Annotated in this window: 16 protein-coding genes; 12 read left to right on the top strand and 4 right to left on the bottom strand. The window is 70.3% G+C overall.

From position 1 onward, the window contains the following. Positions 1-373: 373 nt before the first annotated feature. The 5 genes from ACFPZJ_RS29710 to ACFPZJ_RS29690 are packed head-to-tail and all read left to right on the top strand — an operon-like array spanning position 374 to position 7,306. Positions 374-2,200, top strand: a complete 1,827-nt coding sequence (locus tag ACFPZJ_RS29710; RefSeq protein WP_381027918.1) for a glycosyltransferase family 2 protein — start codon at positions 374-376, stop codon at positions 2,198-2,200. A 36-nt stretch (positions 2,201-2,236) separates the two neighbouring features. After that, positions 2,237-3,298 carry a UDP-glucose 4-epimerase GalE gene (galE, locus tag ACFPZJ_RS29705; protein ID WP_381027915.1) on the top strand — a complete coding sequence of 354 codons (1,062 nt, stop codon included), beginning with the start codon at positions 2,237-2,239 and terminating at the stop codon, positions 3,296-3,298. After that, positions 3,295-4,692 (top strand): UDP-glucose dehydrogenase family protein, encoded by a 1,398-nt coding sequence (locus ACFPZJ_RS29700; RefSeq protein WP_381027912.1) that lies wholly within the window; start codon positions 3,295-3,297, stop codon positions 4,690-4,692. Before galE ends, ACFPZJ_RS29700 begins: the two co-directional genes overlap by 4 nt. Continuing rightward, positions 4,677-5,630: a UDP-glucuronic acid decarboxylase family protein gene (locus ACFPZJ_RS29695; RefSeq protein ID WP_381027910.1), complete on the top strand. Its 954-nt coding sequence runs from the start codon at positions 4,677-4,679 to the stop codon at positions 5,628-5,630. Before ACFPZJ_RS29700 ends, ACFPZJ_RS29695 begins: the two co-directional genes overlap by 16 nt. Positions 5,631-5,635: 5 nt before the next feature. Continuing rightward, positions 5,636-7,306, top strand: a complete 1,671-nt coding sequence (locus tag ACFPZJ_RS29690) for a right-handed parallel beta-helix repeat-containing protein (RefSeq protein WP_381028338.1) — start codon at positions 5,636-5,638, stop codon at positions 7,304-7,306. A 42-nt stretch (positions 7,307-7,348) separates the two neighbouring features. Here ACFPZJ_RS29690 and ACFPZJ_RS29685 read toward each other — a convergent pair whose 3' ends face one another. The 3 genes from ACFPZJ_RS29685 to ACFPZJ_RS29675 all read right to left on the bottom strand — a co-directional run bounded on the left by ACFPZJ_RS29685 (position 7,349) and on the right by ACFPZJ_RS29675 (position 11,402). After that, positions 7,349-8,515: a glycosyltransferase gene (locus tag ACFPZJ_RS29685; RefSeq protein ID WP_381027907.1), complete on the bottom strand. Its 1,167-nt coding sequence runs from the start codon at positions 8,513-8,515 to the stop codon at positions 7,349-7,351. A 58-nt stretch (positions 8,516-8,573) separates the two neighbouring features. Further along, entirely contained in the window at positions 8,574-9,899 is a 1,326-nt protein-coding gene (locus ACFPZJ_RS29680) for a nucleotide sugar dehydrogenase (RefSeq protein WP_381027904.1), read from the bottom strand. Positions 9,900-9,992: 93 nt separating this feature from the next. Beyond that, positions 9,993-11,402 (bottom strand): glycosyltransferase, encoded by a 1,410-nt coding sequence (locus tag ACFPZJ_RS29675; protein WP_381027902.1) that lies wholly within the window; start codon positions 11,400-11,402, stop codon positions 9,993-9,995. A gap of 80 nt (positions 11,403-11,482) precedes the next feature. Here ACFPZJ_RS29675 and wecB point away from each other — a divergent pair, with 80 nt between their 5' ends. The 5 genes from wecB (at position 11,483) to ACFPZJ_RS29650 (ending at position 18,208) form a co-directional block, all read left to right on the top strand. Continuing rightward, positions 11,483-12,571, top strand: coding sequence for a non-hydrolyzing UDP-N-acetylglucosamine 2-epimerase (wecB, locus tag ACFPZJ_RS29670; protein ID WP_381027899.1), 1,089 nt, complete (start codon positions 11,483-11,485; stop codon positions 12,569-12,571). Then, positions 12,564-13,247, top strand: a complete 684-nt coding sequence (locus tag ACFPZJ_RS29665) for a class I SAM-dependent methyltransferase (protein WP_381027895.1) — start codon at positions 12,564-12,566, stop codon at positions 13,245-13,247. The genes wecB and ACFPZJ_RS29665 overlap by 8 nt, the downstream gene beginning before the upstream one ends. Continuing rightward, positions 13,247-15,058, top strand: a complete 1,812-nt coding sequence (locus ACFPZJ_RS29660; protein ID WP_381027892.1) for a hypothetical protein — start codon at positions 13,247-13,249, stop codon at positions 15,056-15,058. The genes ACFPZJ_RS29665 and ACFPZJ_RS29660 overlap by 1 nt, the downstream gene beginning before the upstream one ends. Beyond that, positions 15,055-17,241: a glycosyltransferase gene (locus tag ACFPZJ_RS29655; RefSeq protein ID WP_381027889.1), complete on the top strand. Its 2,187-nt coding sequence runs from the start codon at positions 15,055-15,057 to the stop codon at positions 17,239-17,241. Before ACFPZJ_RS29660 ends, ACFPZJ_RS29655 begins: the two co-directional genes overlap by 4 nt. Before the next feature lie 103 nt (positions 17,242-17,344). After that, positions 17,345-18,208 (top strand): glutaminyl-peptide cyclotransferase, encoded by an 864-nt coding sequence (locus ACFPZJ_RS29650; RefSeq protein WP_381027886.1) that lies wholly within the window; start codon positions 17,345-17,347, stop codon positions 18,206-18,208. 134 nt (positions 18,209-18,342) lie between these two features. Here the strand turns inward: ACFPZJ_RS29650 and ACFPZJ_RS29645 are convergent, their stop codons facing one another. Beyond that, the gene (locus tag ACFPZJ_RS29645) at positions 18,343-18,915 is read right to left on the bottom strand and encodes an AAA family ATPase (RefSeq protein WP_381028336.1); all 573 of its coding nucleotides are present in this window, start codon (positions 18,913-18,915) and stop codon (positions 18,343-18,345) included. 255 nt (positions 18,916-19,170) lie between these two features. Between ACFPZJ_RS29645 and ACFPZJ_RS29640 the strand changes: the two genes are divergently transcribed. Then, positions 19,171-19,500 carry a trypco2 family protein gene (locus ACFPZJ_RS29640; RefSeq protein ID WP_381027883.1) on the top strand — a complete coding sequence of 110 codons (330 nt, stop codon included), beginning with the start codon at positions 19,171-19,173 and terminating at the stop codon, positions 19,498-19,500. A 65-nt stretch (positions 19,501-19,565) separates the two neighbouring features. Next, entirely contained in the window at positions 19,566-24,350 is a 4,785-nt protein-coding gene (locus ACFPZJ_RS29635; RefSeq protein ID WP_381027881.1) for a tetratricopeptide repeat protein, read from the top strand. Positions 24,351-24,379: the final 29 nt, after the last annotated feature.

Genomic DNA, 24,379 nt, shown 5'->3' with positions numbered 1-24,379 from the left:
GAGGTTCTCCCCACGATCATTTCAACCTGGATGCCGATGCCGATGCCTACGCGGATGAGGCCCAGGCAGCACCTGATGGTGACAGTGGGTGACGGCGTGGGTGGCGTCCGCGATGCCCCCAGGCGGCGCGGCTCTCTGGCGCGGCGTGCCGCTCCGCGTCCGCGCTGCGACGCGCCTGGCTGTCAGCGTCTCTGACGCCAGAACCGGCGCGCCGGCCGGTGCTCTCTCCGGCCTGTTCGTCCCTGCCCACTGCCCTTGATCCGTGGTCCGCCTATTGACGCCATACCCGTAGGGGCGCAAACTCGTACATATACGACGTAAACAGGCAGTGTCAACGTACACCAGCAGCGTGCCCGGCCCCGGAGTGCCTCTCATGACGGACCGCAGTCAGTACTCGTCCGACACCCGGCTGGAGTGGCACATCGCGACCCTGTCGGGAGGGAACGTAGACCGGATCACCCCGGCCGGGCCGCTCTTCGGGCGTCGCAAGACCGTACGCACTGTGGGACGTACCACCTTCGTACCGGCCCTGTCGGCGGATGACCGCGCAACGCTCGTCGGCATCACGTTGAGCTGGTTCATCTGCTTCGTCTGGTTCTGGTCGTGGTGGCTGCAGCCGCAACACCGCGTCGGGTGGGCGGCGCTGATCGTGAACAGCGCTCTGCTGCTCTACCTGACGATCCTGCCCTGCTACTTCTTCGTCACCGCCGTACGGCTGCGCCGGATCAACCCCGCTCTGCCCATCCCCCGCATCCCGGTGGCCTTCGCCGTGACACGTGCCCCCTCCGAACCGTGGCCGACGGTGCGCCTCACGCTCGAAGCCATGCTCGACCAGGACTTCCCGTACGCGTACGACGTCTGGCTCTGCGACGAGGACCCGACTGCCGAGATCGAGCAGTGGTGCGCCGGTCACCACGTCCGGGTGTCGTGCCGGCGTGGCGTTCCCGAGTACCAGCGGTCGGAATGGCCCCGGCGCACCCGCTGCAAGGAGGGCAACCTCGCGTATTTCTATGACCATTGGGGCTACCGCGACTACGCGGCCGTGTCGCAGCTCGACTGCGACCATGTGCCCGCCCCGTCGTACCTGTCGGAGATGATCCGGCCGTTCTCCGATCCGGCGATCGGCTATGTGGCTGCCCCGAGCGTCTGCGACACCAACGGTGTGCACTCCTGGGCGGCCCGAGGACGGCTGTACCGGGAGGCCATCTGGCACGGAGCGGTCCAACTGGGGCACAGCGCCGGGCTGGCGCCCATGTGCATCGGCTCCCACTACGCGGTACGCACCAGGGCACTGCGGCAGATCGGCGGGCTCGGCCCCGAACTGGCCGAGGACTTCTCCACGACGTTCCTGCTCAACTCGGCAGGCTGGCACGGGGCCTTCGCCATCGACGCCGAGGCGCACGGCGAGGGACCGATCACCTTCTCCGACATGATCACGCAGGAGTATCAGTGGTCCCGCAGTCTGACCACGATGCTTCTCGACCTGGTGCCGCGACACCTGAGCCGGATGCCGTTCCTGCTCCGTCTGCGCTTCACCTACGCCCTGGCGTACTACCCGCTCCTCAGCCTGATGATCACAGCGGGGCTCGCTCTGCCGCCCATCGCGGTGGTGACCGGGACGCCGTGGATGAACGTCAACTACTTCGATTTCCTCCTCCACTTCTGGTCCATGCCGATATGGCTGCTTCTGGCGCTGGTCCTGCTGCGCCGCCGCGGGCTGATGCGGCCCCGCAGTGCGCCCATTGTCAGCTGGGAGACCTGGCTGTTCGCGCTCGCGCGGTGGCCGTTCGTCATTTGGGGGGTGATCTCCGCCGTTCGGCTGCGGATACGCCCCCGGAATCTGGTCTTCCGGGTCACCCCCAAAGATCGCTCGGGAACCCAGGTCCTGATGGCGCGCCTGGTGCTGCCCTTCACCGTCATCGCGACGACGCTGTCCGGCGTCGCCCTGTGGGGCGAACTGACCGGCCCGGCCGCGGGCTACGTCTTCCTGTGCGTCCTCGCCGCCACGACGTATGCGGCGGTCGCTGTGGCCGTGGCCGTGCTGCACGTGCGGGAGGCGTCGCGGGCTGTCGGCGTGGGTTTCGTATCAGCACTGTCGACCGCGCGACTCGCGCTGCCCACCGCGCTGCTGTCGGTGATGCCCGTCGCGGTGTCCATCGTCTTCTACCCGTCGTACGCGGCGGCTGTCCTGAGCTGGTGAGCCCAGCGCCACCGCTCACGAACGAGAAGGAAGCTCATGCGACCGTCGCACACGACACTCGTCACGGGCGGGGCCGGCTTCATCGGAAGCCACACCTGCGTGGAACTGCTCAACCACGGCTGCGAACTCGTCGTCGTCGACGACTACTCCAACAGCGCCCGACAGGTACTGGAACGAGTGCGGGCGATCACAGGCCGCACCATCGTCGCCGACTACGAAGTGGACATCCGTGACCGTCACGCCCTGTCGGCTGTCTTCGAGCGCCACGGAATCGACGCAGTGATCCACTTCGCCGCCAGGAAGGCGGTCGGCGCATCCATGCGGATGCCGGTGGAGTACTACGACACGAATGTCGGGGGGACGACGGCTCTGCTCTCGGTCATGCGTGAGCAGGGCGTGAAGGACCTGGTGTTCTCCTCGTCCTGCTCGATCTACGGCGAGGCGGGGCAGGGCGGAGGCCCGCTCGACGAGCACACCCCGGTCCGCCCGACGAATCCCTACGCGGCATCCAAGGCGATCTGCGAGCGGATTCTGGCCGACGTGTGCCGTCTGTGCCCGGAGTTCAGGGTCCTCTCCCTTCGCTACTTCAACCCTGTGGGCGCGCATCCCAGCGGGCTGCTCGGTGAAGTCCCGTCCGGCGTGCCCGACAACCTGATGCCGTACGTGTCGCAGGTCGCCGTCGGCCGGCGCACGCATGTCAACGTCTTCGGCGACGACTACCCCACCGCCGACGGCACCGCGGTCCGCGACTATCTCCACGTCATGGACGTGGCCGAGGCTCACCGCATCGCACTGGAACACCTGGCCGACACCGAGGGCTTCCGCGCCTACAACATCGGCACGGGAAAGGGAAGCTCGGTTCTCCAAGTCATCAAGGCCTTCGGCGAAGCCTGCGAAAGGCAGTTGCCCTACCGGATCGTGGCCCGGCGCCCCGGCGATGTGGCCGAGCTCGTCGCCGACGTCACCGCGGTGCAACGGGAATGGGGCTGGCGCCCCACGCAGGACCTGCCGGCGATGTGCCGGGACGCGTGGAAATTCCAACAGCTGAACCCGTTCGGCTACAGAACGCGTGAGCCGAAGGAGATGGAGTTCCAATGAAATTGACGGTCATAGGCACCGGATATGTGGGAGCCGTGCATGCCGCCTGCATGGCCGAGATAGGGCACACCGTCCTCGGTGTCGACATCAACCCCGACCGCGTCGATCTTCTGAACAGGGCGAAGGCTCCCATGCACGAGCCAGGGCTCGACGAGCTGCTCACCCGGACGGTGGCCTCCGGCCGGCTGCGCTTCACCACCTCCCTCGCCCAGGCCGCCCGCTTCGCGGGCCTCCACTTCATCTGCGTCGGCACACCCCAACAGCCGGACAGCCCGGCCGCGGACGTGCGGTACGTCGACGCCGCCGTGGAGGGCATGGCTCCCGACCTCCGGCCGGGAAGCCTGGTGGTGGGCAAGTCCACCGTGCCGGTGGGCACCGCGGCCCGCCTGGCGGCGCGACTGCGGCAGGTGGCCCCGCAGGCGGAGATCGCGTGGAACCCCGAATTCCTGCGCGAGGGATCCGCCGTGCGCGACACCCTGTGGCCCGAACGCCTCGTGGTCGGCGTCTCGTCGGCCCGCGCCGAGGCGGTGCTGCGCGACGTGTACGCGCCGATGTTGAGGGGCGGTGTTCCCTTCTTCTGCACCGACCCGTCCACGGCCGAACTCGTGAAAGTGGCGGCCAACTCGTTCCTGGCCACCAAGATCTCGTTCATCAACGCGATGGCGGAGGTCTGCGACGCGGCCGGCGCCGACGTGACCACTCTGGCCCAGGCCATCGGTGAGGACTCGCGCATCGGCCATCCCTTCCTGCAACCCGGCCTCGGCTTCGGAGGCAGCTGCTTCCCCAAGGACATCAGGGCGTTCGCGGCCCGCGCGGAGGAACTCGGGGCCGGCAAGGCCGTCGCGTTCCTGCACGAGGTGGACGAGATCAACACCAGACAGCGGCGGCGTACGGTCGATCTGGCACGCGCCCTCGTCGGCGGGTCCTTCGCCGACCGGAACGTGGGCGTGCTCGGGGCAGCCTTCAAACCCGACAGCGACGATGTGCGCGACTCGCCCGCCCTCGCTGTCGCCGACGCGGTACGAGCTGAGGGAGCAGAGGTCCGCGTACACGACCCGGCGGCCCTCGACAACGCCCAGGCCGCGTTCCCGGAGCTGAAGTACACCTCCGTCGTCCCGGAAGCATGCGACGGAGCCGACCTCGTCCTGCACCTGACTCCGTGGCGGGAGTACGCGGAGATCGACCCCGCTCTCCTCGCCAGGGTGGTGCGCAGGCCGCTGCTGGTGGACGCGCGCAACACTCTTGATGTTCAAGCCTGGCAGCAGGCGGGCTGGTGTGTGCGTGCCCTCGGCCGCCCCGGGCTGAACGGAGCGCACCGGCACGCGACGGGAACAGGGCCGTATGACGGCCTCATCGGCGTCTCCCTGGAGAGTGACCCATGCATGTCGTCGTGACGGGTGGCGCGGGATTCATCGGATCGCACCTGTGTGACGCCCTGCTGAGCAGAGGAGACACCGTCTGGTGTGTGGACAACTTCTGCACAGCACAGCCGGACAACATCGCGCACCTCATGGACGTTCCGGGCTTTCGACGGGTGCGGGCCGATGTGTCCGATGGCCTGGACATACCGGGATCGGTGGACGCCGTCGCCCACCTGGCCAGTCCCGCCTCGCCCCCCGACTACGACCGGATGCCGCTGGAGACGCTGGCGGTCGGCAGCAGGGGGACGGAGAACGCGCTGCGTCTCGCCCATGAGCACCGGGCCCGTTTCGTCCTGGCCTCGACGAGCGAGGTGTACGGCGACCCCGAAGTGCACCCACAGCACGAGGACTACTGGGGGCATGTGAACCCCGTCGGACCACGCAGCGTGTACGACGAGGCCAAGCGATTCGCCGAGGCACTCTCCGCGGCGTACCGGCGGCGCCTGGGCGTCAACACCGGTGTGCTGCGCATCTTCAACACCTACGGACCGCGCATGCGGCCCTACGACGGGCGGGTGGTGTCCACCTTCATCCGCCAGGCACTGGCCGGCGCACCGCTGACGATCTATGGGGACGGCAGGCAGACCAGGAGTTTCTGCTACGTCGACGACCTGGTACGCGGCATCGTGGCGATGCTCGACACCACCGAACCGGGACCGCTCAACCTCGGCAACCCCAGTGAGCGAACCGTGGGGGAACTCGCCGACCTGGTCCTCGCGGTGACCGGATCACGGTCCGGGATCGCATTCCGCCCGTTGCCCGTCGACGACCCCGCCAGGCGCCGACCGGTGATCGAGCGGGCCCGCGAGAGGCTCGGCTGGTCACCGCGCGTCACCCTGGAAGACGGCCTGCGGTACACGGTCGCCTGGTTCATGAACCGGGTGCCCCACGGCGAGCGGGTAGAGGCGTGACCACCATGCGGGGTACGGCGCGCAGACCGCGGGCGAGCAGAGCGCCGCGGCGGATCGTCCGGGTGGGCGGCGTCCTGGCCGTCGCCGGGCTGCTGGCGGCCAGTGGCTGCCTCAGCACACCCCACTACTCGACGCACCGCACCTACTACATCAGTCCCCAGGGCGACGACAGACGGGACGGCCTCTCGCCCGACGAGGCGTGGCGGTCCCTGAAGCGCCTCACGGGCGTGCAGGTGAACCCTGGCGACCGTGTGCTGCTGAAGGCCGGAGGGAAGTTCGCCGGCCCCCTCGAACTGCGACAGGACGACGCCGGCCGGGCCGACCGGCCGGTGACGATCGGCTCCTACGGCACGGGACGCGCCGTCATCGACGCGGCAGGCACCCACGGCATTGCCGTGTACAGAACCGCCGGCGTGGACGTCCGTGACCTGATCATCGTCGGAAAAGGCGCCTCGTACACCGGCAAAGGCGGTATCCACCTGTACAGCGACCTGCCGGACGACAGGAAGCTGGACCGCGTCACCGTCTCCGGGGTGGACGTCTCGGGCTTCCGGGTCGGCATACAGGTGGGCGGAGCCGCCGGACGCACGGGCTTCAAGAACGTGACAGTGAGCAATTCCGTTCTGCACGACAACAGGGACATGGGACTCTTCACCTTCGGCCCCCGGTTCAATGCCACCTCGCCTGTCTACGCCCACGAGAACGTCAGGATCTCCCGGGTCGAGACCTACAACGTCATGGGCGACCCCTCCGCGGATGACCATCACACGGGCAATGGCATCGTCCTCAGCAGCGTGAACGGAGCCACCGTGGCGCACTCCAGTGCCCACGACAACGGCGCCCGCGCATCGAAGGAGGCGGGGGAGGGGCCCGTCGGCATCTGGGCCTTCGACGCGACCCGAGTGGTGCTCCAGCACAACACCGCCTACCGCCAGAACTCGGGCTCGAAGGTGGACGGCGCGGGCTTCGGACTGGACAGGAACGTCTCGCGCTCGGTCATCCAGTACAACCTGGCGTTCGGCAACGACGGACCGGGCTTCCAGACCTATACGAACCTGAAGAACGGCGCGCACACGAACAACGTCTTCCGCTACAACGTCAGCAGTGACAACGGCCGCCTGCTGCCGCACCGCGGCGGTATCTCCATCCAGGGCAAGGACATCCGCGACCTGTACGTGTACCAGAACACCGTGGTACTGACGAACACCGCGGGGCAGCTCGGACCGGCCGTACGCGTGACCGGCGAGGCACACGGTGTCGTCGTGCGCAACAACCTGCTGGTCACCGATGCCTCACCGGTTGCCGTCATGGACGAGGACTACTCCTCCCAGGAGCTGTCACTGCAAGGGAACAACTACTTCTCCACCGATCGGAGGCCCGTGGTGCTCTGGGACGACCAGACGTACCGCGACCTGAATTCCTGGCGAGAGGAGACCAGGCAGGAATCGGTCGGCGGCCGCAGTACCGGCCTGAGCACCGACCCCTGCTTCTCCGGAGGCGCCAAGCCGATCGTCAGCGCTCCCGACAAGGCAGCGCTGCTGGTGCCCAAGTGCAACGCGATGGAGGGCAAGGGGGTGTCCCTGAACACACCGTTCACCGTGGACCCCTCCTTCCCCGACTACTTCGGCAAACCGACAGGCACACCCCCACCGGTGGGAGCGATGAGGGCGCGCTGACACGGCTTGGCCAACGCTCGTCGCCCAGGTCGGCGCAGGTGCTCAGCCGACCAGGGCCGCGTCGCTCAGGGACTGGGAGCGGGAGGTCGCGTGCAGGCCGGTGTCCGCCTCGTTCACCCACCCCTCCAACAGGCTCGCGAACTCGGCTGCTGCGGTGTCCCAGTTCAGGCTGGCCAGAGCGGCCTCGCGGCCCCGCCGAGCCGCGCGCGTTCGCAGTTCCGGGTCGGCGCGCAGACGCCGTACGGCCTGGGCCGCGGCTGCCGGGTCCTCGTACGGTACGACCAGTCCGCAGCCGTGCCGCTGGATAAGCTCGGACGCGAGCGGCGTGGGTGTGGTGACGACCGGCACGCCGTGGGCCATGTACTCGACGACCTTGGTGGGGCGGGAGTGGCGGTAGTTGGGCTGGTCGTGCAGGAGGGAGAGGCCGGCCAGAGCGCCCGAGAGCCGGGCGAGCGCACGGTCGTTGGGCAGGAAGCCGTACCAGCGCAGCAGTCCCTCGCGGTCGGCCTGCGCGAGCGCGTCCCGCACGTCGGGGGTCGCCTCGCCGATCACCTCGACCCGCACGGCGGGTCCCAGCAGGCGTGCCGTTTCGATGACGTCCAGCGCGCCGCGCGCCCGCGACAGGTGGCCCAGATAGACGACGCGGTCGTCGCAGGGCGCCTCGGACGAAGGAGGCGGTACGGCCGGGAAGTTCGGGACGACGGGGTGGACACGGCGGAAACGGGCCTGGTAGGCGTCCTCGGCCAGCAGGAGCCGCAGATGCCGCTCCGCCAGCCGTTCGGCGGCCCGCACACCCAGCCGCAGCGGCGGCCGCAGCACTCCCGGCAGCCAGCGCTTCATCACGAGCGCCGCCCCCGTGTCCTCGTGCACGTCCCACACCGTCACCGGGACCCGCCCGGCACGCCGCCAGCGGCGCATCGCGGCGGGCAGGACCAGCAGTAGCTCGGGGTCGTGCAGCAGCACCACGTCCGCTTCGGGCCCCCGCTCGGCGAGCAGCCTGCCGGCCGCGCGCAACGCCGCGCGGCGGTCCCGGCCGACGGCGCGGGGCAGCGGCAGGCCCTGGATGCCCGGCCGCGGCGCCACCCCGCGCGCCGCGAACGGCGCGGCGTACTCGATCTGGTGGCCGCGCTCGCGCAGCGCGGTGATCTGCCGGTGCAGGATCCGCGCATCCTCGGGGTGATGCACGATGGTGACGACGAGTACACGCATCAGAGAACCTCATAACTCCCTGGCACAGCAGGGGCGTTCGGACGTGCGGAGCGGCGGCCTAGAGAACTTCGACTCCTGGGCGGAAGATCCGCCCCCGGGTGTCGAACAGCAGCCGGGCCTCGTCGGCGAGCGAGGGCAGGTCGTAGGCGGAGTGGTCCTGCAACAGGATCGTCAGGTCGTGCTCGCGTACGGCCGTCATGAGGTCGCCGACGCGGGGGACGGTCGTCCCGTCGACGGTCCACAGCGGCACGTGCGGGTCGTGGAAGGACACCTCGGCGTTCCGCGCTCGCAGCAGCCGGGCCACCGGCAGGGCCGGGGACTCGCGCTGGTCCGCGACATCGGGCTTGTAGGTGACGCCGAGCAGCAGCACCCGGGAGCCGCTCAGCGGCCGCCCCGCGGTGTTGAGGAGGTCCTGCGCGCGACGCACGACGTACTCGGGCATCCGTCGGTTGACGTCCTGGGCGAGCTCCACGAAGCGGAAGTCGTAGCCGAGCGAGGAACGCACCTTGTACGAGAGGTAGTTGGGGTCGATGGGGATGCAGTGCCCGCCCACGCCGGCGCTCGGCCGGAAGGCCTGGAAGCCGAACGGTTTGGTGTCCGCGCAGCGGATGGCGTCCCACACGTCGACATTCAACTCACGGCTGATGATGGCCAGTTCGTTGACGAGTGCGATGTTCACATGCCGGTAGGTGTTCTCCAGCAGCTTGGCCATCTCGGCCTCGCGGGTACCCTTCGCTTCGACGACCGTGTCGACGAGCTTGCCGTAGAAGGCGACTGCCTCGGCGGTGCATGACGGGGTGCAGCCGCCGACCACCTTGGGCGTCTCGCGCAGTCCGTGCGTGGTGTTGCCCGGGTCGATGCGCTCCGGTGAGAAGGCCAGCGCGAAGTCATCGCCCGCCCGCAGCCCCGACTCTTCCAGCAGCGGCCGTACGACCTCCTCGGTGGTGCCGGGGTAGGTGGTCGACTCCAGGACGACGAGCTGTCCCGGTTGCAGCCTCCTCGCGACCGCGCGGGCCGCGGACGTCACCGCGCTCAGATCCGGCCCGCCGTCCGTACTGAGCGGGGTCGGCACACAGATCACCACGGTCTGCGCCCGGGTGAGACAGGCGTCGTCGGTGTAGGCCGTGAATCCCGCCTCCCGCATCCGGCGGACGTCCTCGTCCGAGACGTCGTCGACGTGGGAGCGGCCGGAGTTGAGTCCCGCGACGACCCGCGGGTCCCGGTCGAGACCCGCGACTCTCAGGCCGACGGAGGCCGCCTCGCGCGCGAGGGGCAGTCCGACGTATCCGAGCCCGATCACCGCGAGTTCGACACTGTCTTGACGTTCTTCCTCCACCAGTTGTGCGCTCAGTTCCCCGAGAGGTTCGGCCGGTGAGAGCTGCATAGCGAATCACTCCGCCTCGAAGGCAAGCCCTGCCGGACGGCAGGACGTGATGGACCGAAGGTGCAGGCTGGCCGCGGCTGGGGGATCTGGATGTCAGGCGCATCCGAGACTGCGGTATGCCTCACGGGTCGTGGCCGCGACCCGTTTCCAGGTGCGTTCGCGCGCGACCAGCTCACGCGCGGCTGCTCCCCATTCATTTCGCCGCTTTTGACAGTAAAGAAGCTTTTCGAGAAAATCTGCCCAGACACGAGGTGATGTGGGATGAATTAGGTGCCCGTTCACTCCGGGCTCGACCAGTTCCCGCATCGCTGGGAGATCGCTGCTGACGACGGGAAGGCCGCTCGCCATCGCCTCGACCGGCTTGAGAGGGGTCACCAGACGGCACACGCGCTCGTCGGTGCGCGGCAGGGCGAAGACGTCCAAGGCGGCGTAGTAGTCGCGTACTTGCGCGTGCGGCACCCGGCCGGTGAACACGGCGACGCCGTCGTCCAGGCCCAGTTCCGCGGCCAGTCGCTGCAGTGGTCGGCGTTCCGGTCCGTCGCCCACGATCAGCAGTCGCGCAGGGACTCCCCGGCGCCGCAACTCGGCACCCGCACGGAGCAAGGTGCCGATGCCCTCGTGTGGCGTAAGGCTGCTGACGGTGCCGACCACCAGGTCGTCCGGAGCGATGCCGAGCCGGGCACGCAGCGGCGCGCCGTCCGGCAGCGGAGCCAGGAACGTGTCGTCCACCGCGTTCGGCGAGATCAGCACCCGCTCTTCGGGTACACCGCGCGCCACGATCTCGGCCTTCATCGCCGCGCCCAGGGTGAGCACCAGATCGGCCTCGCGCATGCAGTACGTCTCCAGCTCGCGCCGGGCCCGGTAGATCTCGTCGTCCCGTGACCGCCCCGGTGCCTGTGTCAGCCAGGTGTCCTCCAGGAAGCCCCGTACCTCGTAGACCACGGGCAGCCCGTAGGCCTCACGCAGGGCCAGCGCCACGCGCCCGTTGCAGTGGTCGGTGGCCGCGTGCAGGACGCCGGGCCGCAGCCGCTCCACCAGACGGCCGGCCAGCTCGGCGTTGCGGGCCAGCACCGCGCTCTGCCCGTACGGCATCAGCAGCGGCAGCAGCCGGTGCTGCGGTACGCCCCCCACCGTCTGCAGCGGGCGGGCGTCGAGCACTCCCTGCGCCACCGGGAACCCCAGGCGCGTCACGACGTGCGGATCGAGCCCGACGGCGCGCTGCGCCTCGGCGAGCGCCTGGGTGCGCACGGTGTAGCCGGCGTGCCGGAACGGCAGCCCGTTGGTGACGAGATGCATCACCCGGCCCGGCACGGGCCGGACGGTTCGTCCGGCGGGCGGGGGCAGTCGCGCCGCGGACGGCAGCGCGGTCGGCCCGGCCGCCCGGGCGCGGACGGAGAGCCGCCGCTCCAGCCGTCGCAGCCGGTGCCGTACCCGCGCGGGCGACATCCGAATGCCGAGCAGGATCGCCCGAACGGGGTCGTGGCGCAGCTCAGCACAAGCCACTGATACCGCCAGGATAAGTGCATGTGGGATACGACCGGACATATCGCAACGGTAGGTCGACGGAGCGGAGACCAACGGAAATGAACCGCCCTGTACTCCATGTCGTCGGCACCCGGCCGAACTTCGTCAAGGCGGCACCGGTCATCGCCGCCCTGCGCACCACCGGCTGCGACCAGGTCCTCGTGCACACCGGGCAGCACTACGACGCACGCATGTCGGACGTCTTCTTCCGCCAGCTCGGCCTGCCCGAACCGGACACCGATCTCGGTGTCGGCTCCGGCAGCCACGCTCGGCAGACCGCCGACCTGATGGTGGCGCTGGAAGCCGAACTGACCGCCCGGGCGCCGGTCATCGTCGTCGTGTACGGGGACGTCAACTCCACGCTGGCCGCAGCCCTTGTCGCGGCCAAACTGTCGATCCCCGTCGCCCACGTCGAGGCCGGTCTGCGCAGCTTCGACATGGCGATGCCGGAGGAGGTGAACCGGCGCCTGGTGGACCAGTTGTCCGAGGTGCTGTTCGCCACCAGCTCCGAGGCCGTGGGTCACCTCTGCCGGGAGGGCGTCGACCCCGCCCGCGTCCACTTCGTCGGCAACCCGATGATCGACACCCTCCTCGGTCACCTGGACCGCCTGGACCCGGCCGCCGCCCGCGCCGCCTGCGGACTGCCCGAACGCTACGGCGTGGTCACGCTGCACCGGCCCGCCAACGTCGACGACCCCGAGGCGGCCCGAGCCGCGGTCGGCGCGCTGAGCGAGGCCGCCGCCCACCTCGACCTCGCCGTGCCGCTGCATCCGCGCGGAGGAGCGGCCCTGCGCGCGGCGGGCCTCGCGGACGTGCCCGGCGTCCATCTCCTCGAACCGCTCGGCTACATGGAGTTCATGAGCCTGGTCCGGGGAGCCGCCGCCGTGATCACCGACTCCGGCGGAGTGCAGGAGGAGACCACCGTGCTGGGTGTTCCGTGTCTGACGCTGCGCAGCACGACCGAGCGTCCGGTGACCGTCACCCACGGCACCAACCGACTCGTGCGGCACGAGGAGCTGGCACCCGCTCTGCACAAGGCGCTCGTCGGCTCGGTGACGGCGCCCGCGGAGGGCCCGCCGCTGTGGGACGGCAAGGCCGGCCCCCGCATCGCGCGCGTGCTCACCCAGTGGCTGGAGCACCATGGCTGACCCCACCACGACGGACCACCTCACCGCGAGGGACGCCTTGGGCGTGGCTGACGACCGCACCCGCCTGTACTGGGACGCCCGCCACCGGCAACGCGACGACCTCGCCTCCGGCGGGCACATCGGCCTGGACCGACCCGGCAACGAGATCTTCTACGCGGTACGGCTCGGCGCCCTGCTCACCCTGATCGGCGACTTGTCCAACCCGTCCGCCCCGCTGTTCGTGCTCGACGCCGGCTGCGGCAAAGGCCACTTCGCCCGGGCCCTGGCCCGTTGCGGCCACCGCGTCGACGCCTTCGACACCAGCCCCGCGGCCATCGCGCACGCCCGCGCCGAGGGCGGCGGCCCGCGCTACGCCGAAGCCTCGCTCACCGACTGGCGCAGCCCCTGGCCGTACGACGTCGTGCTGTGCGTGGACGTCCTGTTCCACGTCCTGGACGACAGCCAGTGGTCGGCCGGCCTGCGCAACCTCGCCTCCCTCGTGCGGGCGACCGGACGGCTGATCGTCGCCGACTCCGACGGGCGGGCGCGCTCCCCGCTCGGCGACTACATCGTGCACCGGCCGACGGCCGCCTACCGCCGCGAACTCGAACCCCTCGGCCTGCGCCACACCCTGTTCAAGCCCTACGGATTCCGCGAGAACCCGCTCGGCTTCCACGTCTTCACGAGGATCCGCTGATGCGCCTCATCGATCTGCTCCACCCCCATCTCGACGGCGTCACCACCGTCGTCGACGCCACGGCGGGCCACGGCCTGCGCCTGGACCGCTATCTGCACCTTCCACCGGGTGTGAGGTTGAGCCACCACGAAGGTCCCGTGGGAGCCGGGCAGTTGGTGCTGATGTCCTACGGCCCCGACCCCGAGCGGCACGGTGACGAGGCGGCCTGCCTGGCCGTACTGGAACGGATGCGCCCCGGAGGCAGAGGCCTGCTCCTGTTCGGCCACAGTGGCCCCGACCTGCCCTATCACCGGCTGCTCGACCACCTGGTGACCCACCGCTGCCAGGTACTGCGGGCCTGCGCCCTTGGTTACACGCACCTGCACGCGGGCGCGGTCTTCGCCTGCACCGAGGAACTCCTGCCGCTCCACGACTGGTTCGGCCGCGCCGTCCCGTCGGACGGTTTCGCCACGGCCCTGCGGATCGCCGACGAGTACGTGCTCGCCGACTTCGTCTCCCGTTCCCTGCGCGACCGTGCGCTCGACCTGGAACGCACGGTCGAGGAGACCACCCGCGCCCTGGACGCCGCTCGCGACGGCGGAACGGCCGAGCGTCTGGCCACCGTCACGCAGGAGAAGACGCAACTGGAGTCCGCGCTGCGAAGCGCCCGGGACCGCGTCGCGCTGCTGGAGTCACGGGTGGCCATGCTGGAGGGTTCGACCTCCCTGCGGATCGGGCGGATGCTGGTCGCGGCGGCCCGGTCACCCGGGCGCGGCGTGCTGAGGCTGCCGAAGGAGTTCTACGGGATGTGGCGCGGACGAGGACGCGCGACGACGGCGCGTCCGCTGCCGTCAGCCCGGGAAACCCAGGCCGAGGTCGCTGACGGCCGGCTCCACCTCGCCCATCGCGCCCTGTCCTCGGCGCCCCGCGACCGGCTGGTGATCGCGGGTGTGCTCAGCGACACCACCGCCGAGGACTTCGCGGCGCAAGCCGTCGTCAACCGGCTGCTGCCGCAGGACGGACGGCTGCTGCTGGAGCGCACCGACCCCGACGCGCTGGTCGTGCAGCTGAGCGCCTGCAGCGAGGCCGTCGGCCCGTGGTCGCTCGCCGGCACGGGACTGGCCCCCGACCTCGACCGCAACCTGGCCGAACTCATCGGCGTGGCGAAAGCCTCGGGGCGCACGTCGGTGCTGTGGAGGGATGCCCCGGCCGCAGGCGCACCGGGACTCGCTCACCTCCCCTTCGACGCCGTCATCGACGGCGACACCGGCGTACGGCTGTCGCGCCTGGATCCCGTCGCCGACGGCAGAGCACGGCTGTGGGAGGCGTTCCAGCAGGACAGCACCCGCGTACGCCTGGCACGACTCGCCCAGCTCACCGCAGCCCCCGATCCGCTGGACGGGCGCCGCGTCTGCGTCCTGGCCGCACCCCGCGACGACACCGACCTGGCCCGCCTCACCGACCAGGTGCTCGGCCAGGTGCACCGCCCGGTCGAGGTGGTCGTGCCCGGCGAGGCGGTCGCCGAACTCGAGGAAATCAGCGCCGCGGGCGTCGCCGTCCGCTCCGGCGACCCCACCGCCCCGTGGGTCGCCGACTGGACCGACCTGTCCGTGGACCGCCCGGACACCCTGCTGCTCGACCTGATGTGCGCGCAGGAGTACTCGGGCGCGGACGCGGTGGGCCACACACCCGCCGACGACGACTACGTCTTCGTACCGCAACTGCGGCCGGCCCTCGTCCGCCGGTCCCTGGCCCTGGCCGGTACGTCCGCGGACACCTGGTCCCGCGAGGGACACCGGCTGTTCGCGGTGCGGGGGAAGGAGAACGCATGACCCGCACGCTCCACGCGCTCGTCTACGGCGACGTCGACCTCAACGTCATCGACGGTTCGGCCGTGTGGGCCCAGTCGACGGTACAGGCGCTGTCGCTGGCGGGCTGCCGGACCCGGCTCGTCCTGAAGTCGCCCGTCCGCACCGAGCGGCTGATCGAGCCGCTGACCGGGCTGCCCGGTGTCACCGTGGTGCGCCCCTACGAGGAGCGGCTGGTGCCCGGGCAGGGGCCGCGCGCCTCCCTCTCACCCGTGCAGGCCTCGCAGCTGCTCGCCCGGCTGGACGGGGACGAGCCCTGCGACCTGCTGGTGCTGCGCGGCCGGAGAGTGGTCAGTCGTCTGGTCGCCGACGGCTCCTTCGGCGGGCGGATCTGGGCCTATCTGACCGACATCCCGCAGTCGGCCGCCGAGATGACCGAGGCGGCCCGGGCGGACCTCGCCCGCGTCGCCTCCGCCTGCCACCGCATCCTGTGCCAGACCGAGGAACTGCGCTGCTTCCTGGAGACCTGGGTGCCGGAGGCCTGCGGCAAGAGCGTGCTCAGCCCACCGGCCGTACCCGTCCCCGGCTTCCCCCTGCCGGAGCGCGACGGGCCGCACGACCCGCTACGGCTCGTGTACACCGGCAAGTTCGCGCCGCGTTGGAACACCTTGCCCATGACACGCCTGCCGTCCCTGCTCCGTGAGCGGAACATCCGCGCCGAACTGCACATGGTGGGCGACAAGATCCACGACGACCGGGCCCGACCCGCGTACAAGGCCGAGATGGCCGAGGCGCTGCGCAAGGCGTCCGGCGTCCGCCACCACGGCGGACAGCCCCGCGAGGAGGCCATGCGCATCGCCGCCGGCTGCGACCTCGGCCTCGGCTGGCGGGACCCGTCCCTCGACGCCAGTCTCGAACTGTCCACGAAGGTACTGGAGTTCGGGGTACTCGGCCTGCCCGTCGTGCTCAACCGCACGCCCGCGCACGAGGCGCTGCTCGGCGGTGACTACCCGCTGTACGTGCCCGGGAGCGCGACGCTCGACGACGCCGCCGAGGCCGTCACACGCGCCGTGCGCGAGCCCGAGGCCCGGCGGCTGGCGGCCGAGCGCTGCCGCGAGGCCGCCGGGCGCCACACCCTGCAGGCCGCGGCGGACCGGTGGCGGACGCATCTCGCCCGCGCCTTCCCGTCCCGGCCACCTGCCTTGGCCGCACGGAAACGGCCGCTGCGCCTCGGTGTCGCGGGCCATGACCTGAAGTTCCTCACCCGGCTGCTCGACCACCTCCGTTCCCTGCCCGGCCTCGACGTGCGCGTCGACGCCTGGCCCGCCCTCGCCCGCCACGATCCCGCCGCGAGCAAGGAACTCGCCGACTGGGCCGACGTGGTGTTCGTCGAATGGTGCGGACCGGCCGCCGTCTGGTACAGCCGCCACAAGCGGCGCGGCAGCCGCCTCGTCGTACGCCTGCACCGCTTCGAACTGACCGGCCCGTGGCCGCGGCAGGTCGACATCGACGCGGTCGACCGCGTGGTGTGCGTCAGCCCCTGTTACGCCCGCCGCACCCGCGAACACACCGGCTGGCCCGAGTCGAAGATCAGCGTCATCCCCAACTGGGTCGACACCGCCCAGCTCGACCGCCCCAAGGTGCCCGGCGCTCGGTTCCGCCTCGGCATGATCGGCATCGTGCCCAGCCTCAAACGCCTCGACCTCGGCCTCGACGTCCTGGAGAAACTGCGCGCCGGCGACCGGCGCTGGCACCTGTCAGTCAAGTCCAAGCCGCCGTGGGAGTACTGGTGGATCTGGAACAAGCCCGAGGAACGCGCGCACTACGACGCCGTGCTGCGCCGCATCCAGACCTCGCCGCTGCTCGAAGGGGCGGTCGTCTTCGACGCCTTCGGACCGGACGTGCCGGGTTGGCTGCGCCGCATCGGGCATGTGCTGTCCACCAGCGACCTGGAGAGCTTCCACCTCGCCACCGCGGAAAGCATGGCCTCCCGCGCCGTACCGGCCCTGCTGCCCTGGGCGGGTGCGGACGAGATCTACGACCGGCGGTGGATCCATGAGACCCCGGAGGCGATCGCGGACGCCATCGCCGAACTGGGGCCGCAGGAGTGGCGGGAGGCCGGGGAGCTCGCCCGCACTCAGGTGCACGAGTCCTTCTCGTTGGAGCGGGTGGCCGGGGACTGGGCGGAGCTGCTGCTGTCTGGATGAGGATTGCTGCACCTGCTGGAACGACGGGCGGACCGGTACCCGCCCTTCCGCGTGCCGACCATGACGCAGCTTGAGGCCACCCGGTAGGGAGGAGGTACACGTCGTGTCCGACCGCCTTCGCATCGCTGTGGCAGCCGCCGTGCTCGCGGGGGTGCTCGTCTCCTGCGCGGCGGGGGAGGGGATGAAGCACACCCCGTCCGGCGGGGCCGCCGTCAGCGAGGCAGCGGAGGGCGAGTCGGTCGCCGCGGAAGACGTCGAGCAGTTGCGGGTCGAGGTGCTCGCGGTTCTCCCGCACGATCCGCGGGCGTTCACCCAGGGGTTGGAGATGGTCGGCGGCACGCTGTACGAGAGCACCGGCCTGGCCGGTCGGTCCTCGGTGCGGGCGGGCCCGCCCGGTGGTCCCCCGAGCGTCCAGGTGGAGCTTCCCGCGCCGTTGTTCGGTGAGGGGATCACCGTGCTCGGCCGGACGCTCTGGCAGCTCACCTGGCGCAACCGGATCGCCATCGAGCGCGACGTGAGGACGTTGTCGGAGGTGCGTCGTGTCCCGTATCCCGACGAAGGCTGGGGCGTCTGTCACCAGCCGTCCGTCGAGCGGCTGGTGACGAGCGACGGGTCGTCCCGGCTGACCTTCCGCGACGCGCAGACGCTTGCGCGGACGGGCGACATCACCGTCACCCAGGCCGGCCGACCGGTGACGCAGCTGAACGAACTGGAGTGCGTCGGCGAGGCCGTGTACGCCAACGTCCTGTTTACCGATCGGATCGTGCGCATCGACTCCGCCACCGGTGCGGTGACGGCGAGCGTCGACGCCTCGGGCCTGCTGCGCGAGGACGAACGCGTGCACGGATCCGTGCTGAACGGCATCGCGGCCGTCCCCGGCACCGACCAGTTCCTGATCACGGGCAAGTTCTGGCCGAAGATGTTCCGCGTCCGGTTCGTCCCGGCGAAGCGGGAGCCCCGGGCATGAGAGGGGGAGCGGCGTGAGGGTGGCAGAATGCCGGGCTGGTCGTGGTCGACACGGAGCCAAGGACGTGACGAAGCCGGCCTTCGCGTTTCGGGTTCAGGTGTGCGCCACCCATTTGTCGATCAGCGGAGGCTGTGTCAGCGGTCCAGGGCCGGCAGGCGGTCCAGGCCGGACTCGAGCATGATGCGGTCGACCGTCTCGAGGAGGGTGCTGTCGGCGTCGATGACGGTCTCGATCCCGCCGGGCAGCAGATCGCGTTCCCGGTACCAGGCGCGCATCTCCGCCTCCCCGTACTCGCCCGCCTGCGGCTTGCCGGCGTGCCGGGCGAGGGTCTCCTCGAACGGCACGTCCAGGTAGTAGGTGTGGGTCCGGCCGCGATGGTCGGCACGTAGCTGGGCGAGCATGTCGCCGTAGCGGTCGGCGTACAGGGTGCCTTCCACCACGACGTGGAACCCGGCGTCCAGCGCGTAGCGTGCGCAGAGGTCGATCAGGCCGATGTTCGCGGCGCCGGGCCGGTCCCGCTCGCGCAGGACGACGCGGCGCAGGTTGTCCTGCCCGACCAGGGCCAGGCCGCGGCCGAACCGCCGGCGCAGGCCTTCCGCGACGGACGACTTGCCCGAGGCGCTGTTGCCGCGCAGAACGACCAGCCGGGCTTCTTCGGTGCCCACTACCGGCGGACGGCTTCGTCGCTCTGTTCCAGGACTCGACAGCACGGCGCCCTGCACGCCCGCGAGCCGGTTGTGGTGGGCGTCCAGCTCGGGGAACACGGGCGTTCCTGCGCCGATCCCGGTCGGACTGACGAACAGAGGGAGTTGGTCGCGCAGGCCGAGTCAAGGTCTTGGGATATATCCCCCATCTGCCCACCACCGCGACTGTAGGCTCCATGAGGTCTTTGGGGCGCATTGCCGGGGACGGGACCGAGGCAGCCGTGCGCCCGGGTTCGGGCGAAGAGGGGGGGAACGAGTGTGGAAATCGAGCTGGCTGCTGCGGTAGCGGCGTTGCGCGACGAGTTGACCAGGGCCGTGGAGGCCCGTGGGGCCGAGCAGGAGATCAGCTTCCAGGTCGGGTTCATCGAGCTGGAGTTCGCAGTCGAACTCCGCCAGGACGCGAGGGGCAAGGCCGGCTTCAAGGCGTGGGTGGTCTCCGGCGACGGAGAGGCGGGCGTCGCACGGGGGCGCACCCACCGGGTGTTGGTGACTCTGAGGCCGCAGGGCACCGACGGCGACCTCACGATCGGCGCGAGTCGGACGACGCCCCGAAGCACGGTGAACGGACTCGATCGAATTCAGGACTGACCGCTGTGTTCGAGGAGCCTGACGTTTCTCTTCAGAGGGCGAGCGATGTATGACCGGGGGGCGTTGTGAACGGTGATCTGGTGGTCGAGGTGGTCGGCTCGCACCGGGGGTCGGGTTATGTGATTGCCTCACGGCTGGTCCTGACCTCGGCTCACGTAGTGCCCGCGGTCGGTGCGAGGGTGACCTTCTTCCACCCGAAGCAAGCCTCCGTGCACTATGACGCCACGGTGGTCTGGCGCGGCACCCCCCGAGGGCGGGACGACGCAGCACTCCTCCGCGTCGACAGCGAGTACCTCGGGTCGGACGGGGCGCCGAGGTCGGTCGACCCGGTGCGGTGGGGGCGGCTGGTCACCCGCCGGCCCGTCACGCCGTGCGAGATCATGGGCCTTCCGGATGTCGTGCAGCGTGAGCGTCAGGCGGACGACATCCTGCATATGCCGGGCACGGTCAACCGGGCGGACCGTTCCGTGAACAACCGCTACCTCATGCGTCTGACGGAACGGGTGGAATCCCACACCGATCCGTCCGGTCGCCCGGCCTCGCCGTACGCCGGCCTGTCGGGTGCTCCCATGTACTGTTCGGGGCTTCTGACCGGGGTGGTCGCCGTCGATTTCGGCGGGTTCGCGCACACCCGTCTGGAAGTGGTGCCCGCCTACGTCCTCCTCCACGATCCTGACTTCCGGCGGATCCTCACGGAGAACGGCGCGAACACCGTGCTGGAACCGGCGGAGTGGCAGGGGCTGTCGGGCTTGTCGTCCACGGGCAGGGACCGCACCGGTCTGCCGGGCAGGCCGGGCCTGCCCGCCTCGCCGGCCGCACTGCTGGAGGCCCAGCGTGCCGTGGTGCCCTTCCGTGGCCGAAAAGAACTGCTGGAGGAGCTGTACGCCTGGTGTCAGGAGCCCGGCCTCGACGTACACCTTCTCCACGGGCCGGGTGGACAGGGCAAGACCCGACTCGCCCTGGAACTCACGGACCGGCTGGAAAGGGCGCGGTCCACGGTGGTGTGGTTGAGGAGTGACGCCACAGCCGATGCCATGGCGGCGCTCGGCGACGCGGCCGTACCGCTGCTGGTGGTCATCGACTACGCCGAGACACGTGTCGAACAGTTGACCGCCCTGCTCAGGACCATGGTCGCCCGTACGAGCGCCACACCCTTCAAGGTCCTGCTGCTCGCCCGCACCGCCGACGAAGACTGGTGGGCACCCGCGCGCAGGGAGAACAGCGACACTCGGGACCTGCTCGACGACATGCTGGAGACTTTGCTGTCGCCGCTGGAGCCGGACCCGGAGAACCGTGTCGAGGCCTATCGGACGGCTGTGCGGAGCCTGGCGCGGGCTCTGCCGCAGGTGCGCGGTCAGCAGCACCACCCCTGGCCGGAGCTCGCCGAGCAGGTGATCGACGCCTCCCACGAGCGGAACGACGACCGGTTGCGGGCCCCCGGCCTGGACATGGCGCTTACTCTTCAGATGACCGCTCTGGCCGACCTCCTGGACGCCGCTGTCCTGGCTGCGTCGTCCCAGTCCGTCACCGGTACGAAGCGGCTCACCACCCGCGGTCGCCGGACCGTACGGGTCGAAGAGCGACTGCTGGACCACGAGGCCAAGTACTGGCACGGCGCGGCACACCAGCCCGCACTTGCCGAGCTGGACACCAAGACCCGTGAGGACGCCCTCGCCGCGGCCCTTCTCTGCGGTGCCGACACCGCCCACCAGGGGGAAGCGCTCCTGGGAAAGATTTCCCACCTCCGTGACAGAGGCCGGATGTGCCACAGAGCCGTCACCGGATGGATCGCAGCGCTGTACCCTTCTCGCGACGGGCGGGCATGGGGTTCCCTGCGGCCGGACCGACTTGCCGAGTACTTCGTCGGAACACGGCTGACCGCCAACCCCGAGCTCGCGCACGACCTGCTCGGCGGCACGACCGAAGGGGACCGTGTCCCACAGGATCTGACGGACGCTCAGACCGCCCAGTTGCTCACCGTCTACGCCCGGGCCGCCGCCCACTCCGCCCACGTCGGCAACCTCGACGCATCGCTCACCGAGCTGTGCGAGCGCCACCCAGACGCGCTGACCCGACCCGCCATCGACGTCGCCACACAGGTCGAGCGGCCCGGACCGCTGGTGGCGGCGTTGCGTCGGCTGGCCGACGAGCCCGGCGCAACGCCCGACGACCTGCTGGCACTGGCCGACCACCTGCCGCGTCCGACACACGCGCTGGCGCCACTGGCGGTCCGTGTGACCGAGCGGCTCGTGGAGATGCGGCGCAAAGAGGCGGAGGACGAACCGGCGTGCCTGCCCGGTCTCGCCCTGGCGCTGCGCCGACTCACCACCCGACTGCTGGATCTGGGCAGCACCCGGGAGGCGCATCAGGCCGCTGCCGAGGCCGAACGCCTCTACGCGCGACTGGCACAGGAGGATCCCGCGTACCGCCCTCATCACGCCGCCGTCCTGCACAATCTGTCGGTCACGGCGCGTGGTCTGGGACTGCGGGAGGACGCCCTGGTACCGGCCGTGGAAGCCGTACGCATCTACCGTGAGCTCGCGGAGGCCCAGTCCCTCTCGCAGGAGCCCCTGTCTGATCTGGCCTACGGCCTCGGTGCCCTGGCGCAGGCGGAAGGTGAGCTGGGCCGGCCGCAGGCGGCGCTGGACGCGATCAACGAGGAGGTCGGCATCCGCCGTCGTCTGGTCGAACAACGCGGCGACGCAGCCCTCGCAGCCCTCGCGGCAGCCCTGAACAACCAGGCGATCTGGCTGAAGGAATGCGGCAGCGTGGAGCAGGCGGTGGAGGTGAGCCGGGAGGCGGTGACCCACTACCGGAGTCTGGCAGAGCGACGCCCGGACGCGTTCCGCGCCGGCGTTGCCCTGAGTCTGGGCACGTACTCGACCGCCCTGAACCTGGCGGGCAGGCACAAGGCGGCGCTGCAAGCGACGACGGAGGCCATCGCGATCCGGCGCCGGCTGGCAGAAGAACGCCCGGGCACGTATCTCCCCGACCTGGCGCTCAGCCTGAACTCCCTCGCGATCGACCTCGCCGAAGTGGGGCTGCCGGAGGAGGCCGTGGCACGGTCCGCCGAAGCCGTCGACCTCTACCGTCGCCTGGCGGAGAAGGAACCCGTCGCGTTCGGGCACCACCTCGCCAACTGTCTCAACACCCACGCTCTCAAGCTGAACGACGCGGGGCGAGCGACGGAGGCTGTGGAAACCGCACGCGAGGCAGTCGGGCGCTACCGGTCCCTGGCCGAGGCGGAACCGGAGGTGTTCACCTCCGACCTCGCCATGAGCCTCACCACGTATGCCACCCAACTGGGCCGGGCCGGCCAATCGCAGGAGGCGCTGCGGACCATCGAGGAGTCGGTCCGCCTGTACCGGGCAGTCGCCGGCCAGCGCCCTGGCGCCGGGCAGTACGACCTGGCGTGTGGTCTGCACAACCTCTCCCTGTGGCTGGAGAGGGAGGACCGGGTGGACGAGGCCTTGGCCACGGTGGACGAAGCTGCAGGTGTTCTGCGCGGCCTGATGGCGACCGGCCCGGCCGGTCGGGTGCGGCCCCAACTGGCCATGACCCTGTTGCACAAGGGCAGTTGCCTGCGCCGCGTGGGACGGACGGAGGAAGCGATACCCGTGACAGAGGAAGCGGTGGACCTGTACCGCGACCTCGTCGCACATGACCCGGGCCTTTATGAGTCCCGTTTGGCGACCGCCCTCTCCATGTTCTGGGCCGTCCTGTCGACGGCCGGGCGCGCAGCCGAAGCCATGCAGGTGCTGGAGGAAGCGGTGGAGGTCCGTGGACGTCTGCTGGCGCGGGAGGACGATGCGGTCCATCGGCCGGCATACCGCAGCGAGCTGCTCGCCCTTGGCGCCCAGCTCTCCGGGGCAGGCCGCTTGGACGACGCGGTGGAAGCCTTGCAGAAGGCCGTAGCCGCTCATCGAGCACTGGTGGAGGGTGATCCTTGCGGGCCCAGGCACGAGCTGGCCGTGTCCCTGTCCTTGCTGGCGACGTCCCTGACTCAGGCAGGCCGACGCCTCGAAGCCCTGCCCATCGTCGAGGAGGCGGTCGTGCTGTTGAGCGATCCCGCACGGCAGGACGACGCCCACCAAGGGCTACTGGCCGAGTCGTTGTGCCTCTTCGGTGGCCTGCTGCACAACGTCGACCGGACGGAAGCCGAGGAAGTGCTCCGGCGAGCCGTCGCCATCTCCCGGGCACTGCCCCGCACCGACGTGCACGACACGGTCCGAAGTCTGTCCTGCTGCACCCTGGGCATACACCTCGTCGAGCGCGGGCGCGTGGACGAGGGCCTGTTGCTGGCCCGGCAGGCTGTCGACATCGCCCGCGACAGGGCTGACAGCGACTTCGCGCACACAAGCGTGCTGGCCTGGTCGCTCGTCTTGCTCGGCCGACTCCTGGCGCTGGCCCCGACAGCACGGGAGGAGGCCCTGGACGTCTCCACAGAAGCGGTGTCCCTCTGCGAACGGCTGGCGCAGATCAACCTGGTGGCCTCTGAACATGTTCTTGCCTGGGCACTGCCGCATCACGGTCTGCGGCTGGCCGAAGCCGGGCGGTACGAGGAGGCCGTGCGCATCACCGCGCGAGCAGTCCGGCTGAGCCGCAAACTGGCTACCGCTCATCGCTCCGCCCACCAGGACCATCTCGCCTTCTCGCTGTACGCGCACGCCAGAACCCGGCTGCTCGGGAACATCGAGTCAGAGGCGGCCAGGAAGACCATCACGGAAGCCCTGCCCATCTGGCAGGCGATCGCGAAGCAGGAGCCAGGACTCGTGGCGCCCTACCTCGACGAGGTCATGGCCACTCACTCACGGCTCGCCCCCAGCAGGCATGACACGTCTACTGGGTGAACTCGCCCGTGCAGTCGGCCCAGGAGACG

Source organism: Streptomyces bullii (genome assembly GCF_042657145.1).
Classification (GTDB): Bacteria; Actinomycetota; Actinomycetes; order Streptomycetales; family Streptomycetaceae; genus Streptomyces; species Streptomyces bullii.
This window is presented reverse-complemented; position numbering and strand designations above follow the sequence as displayed.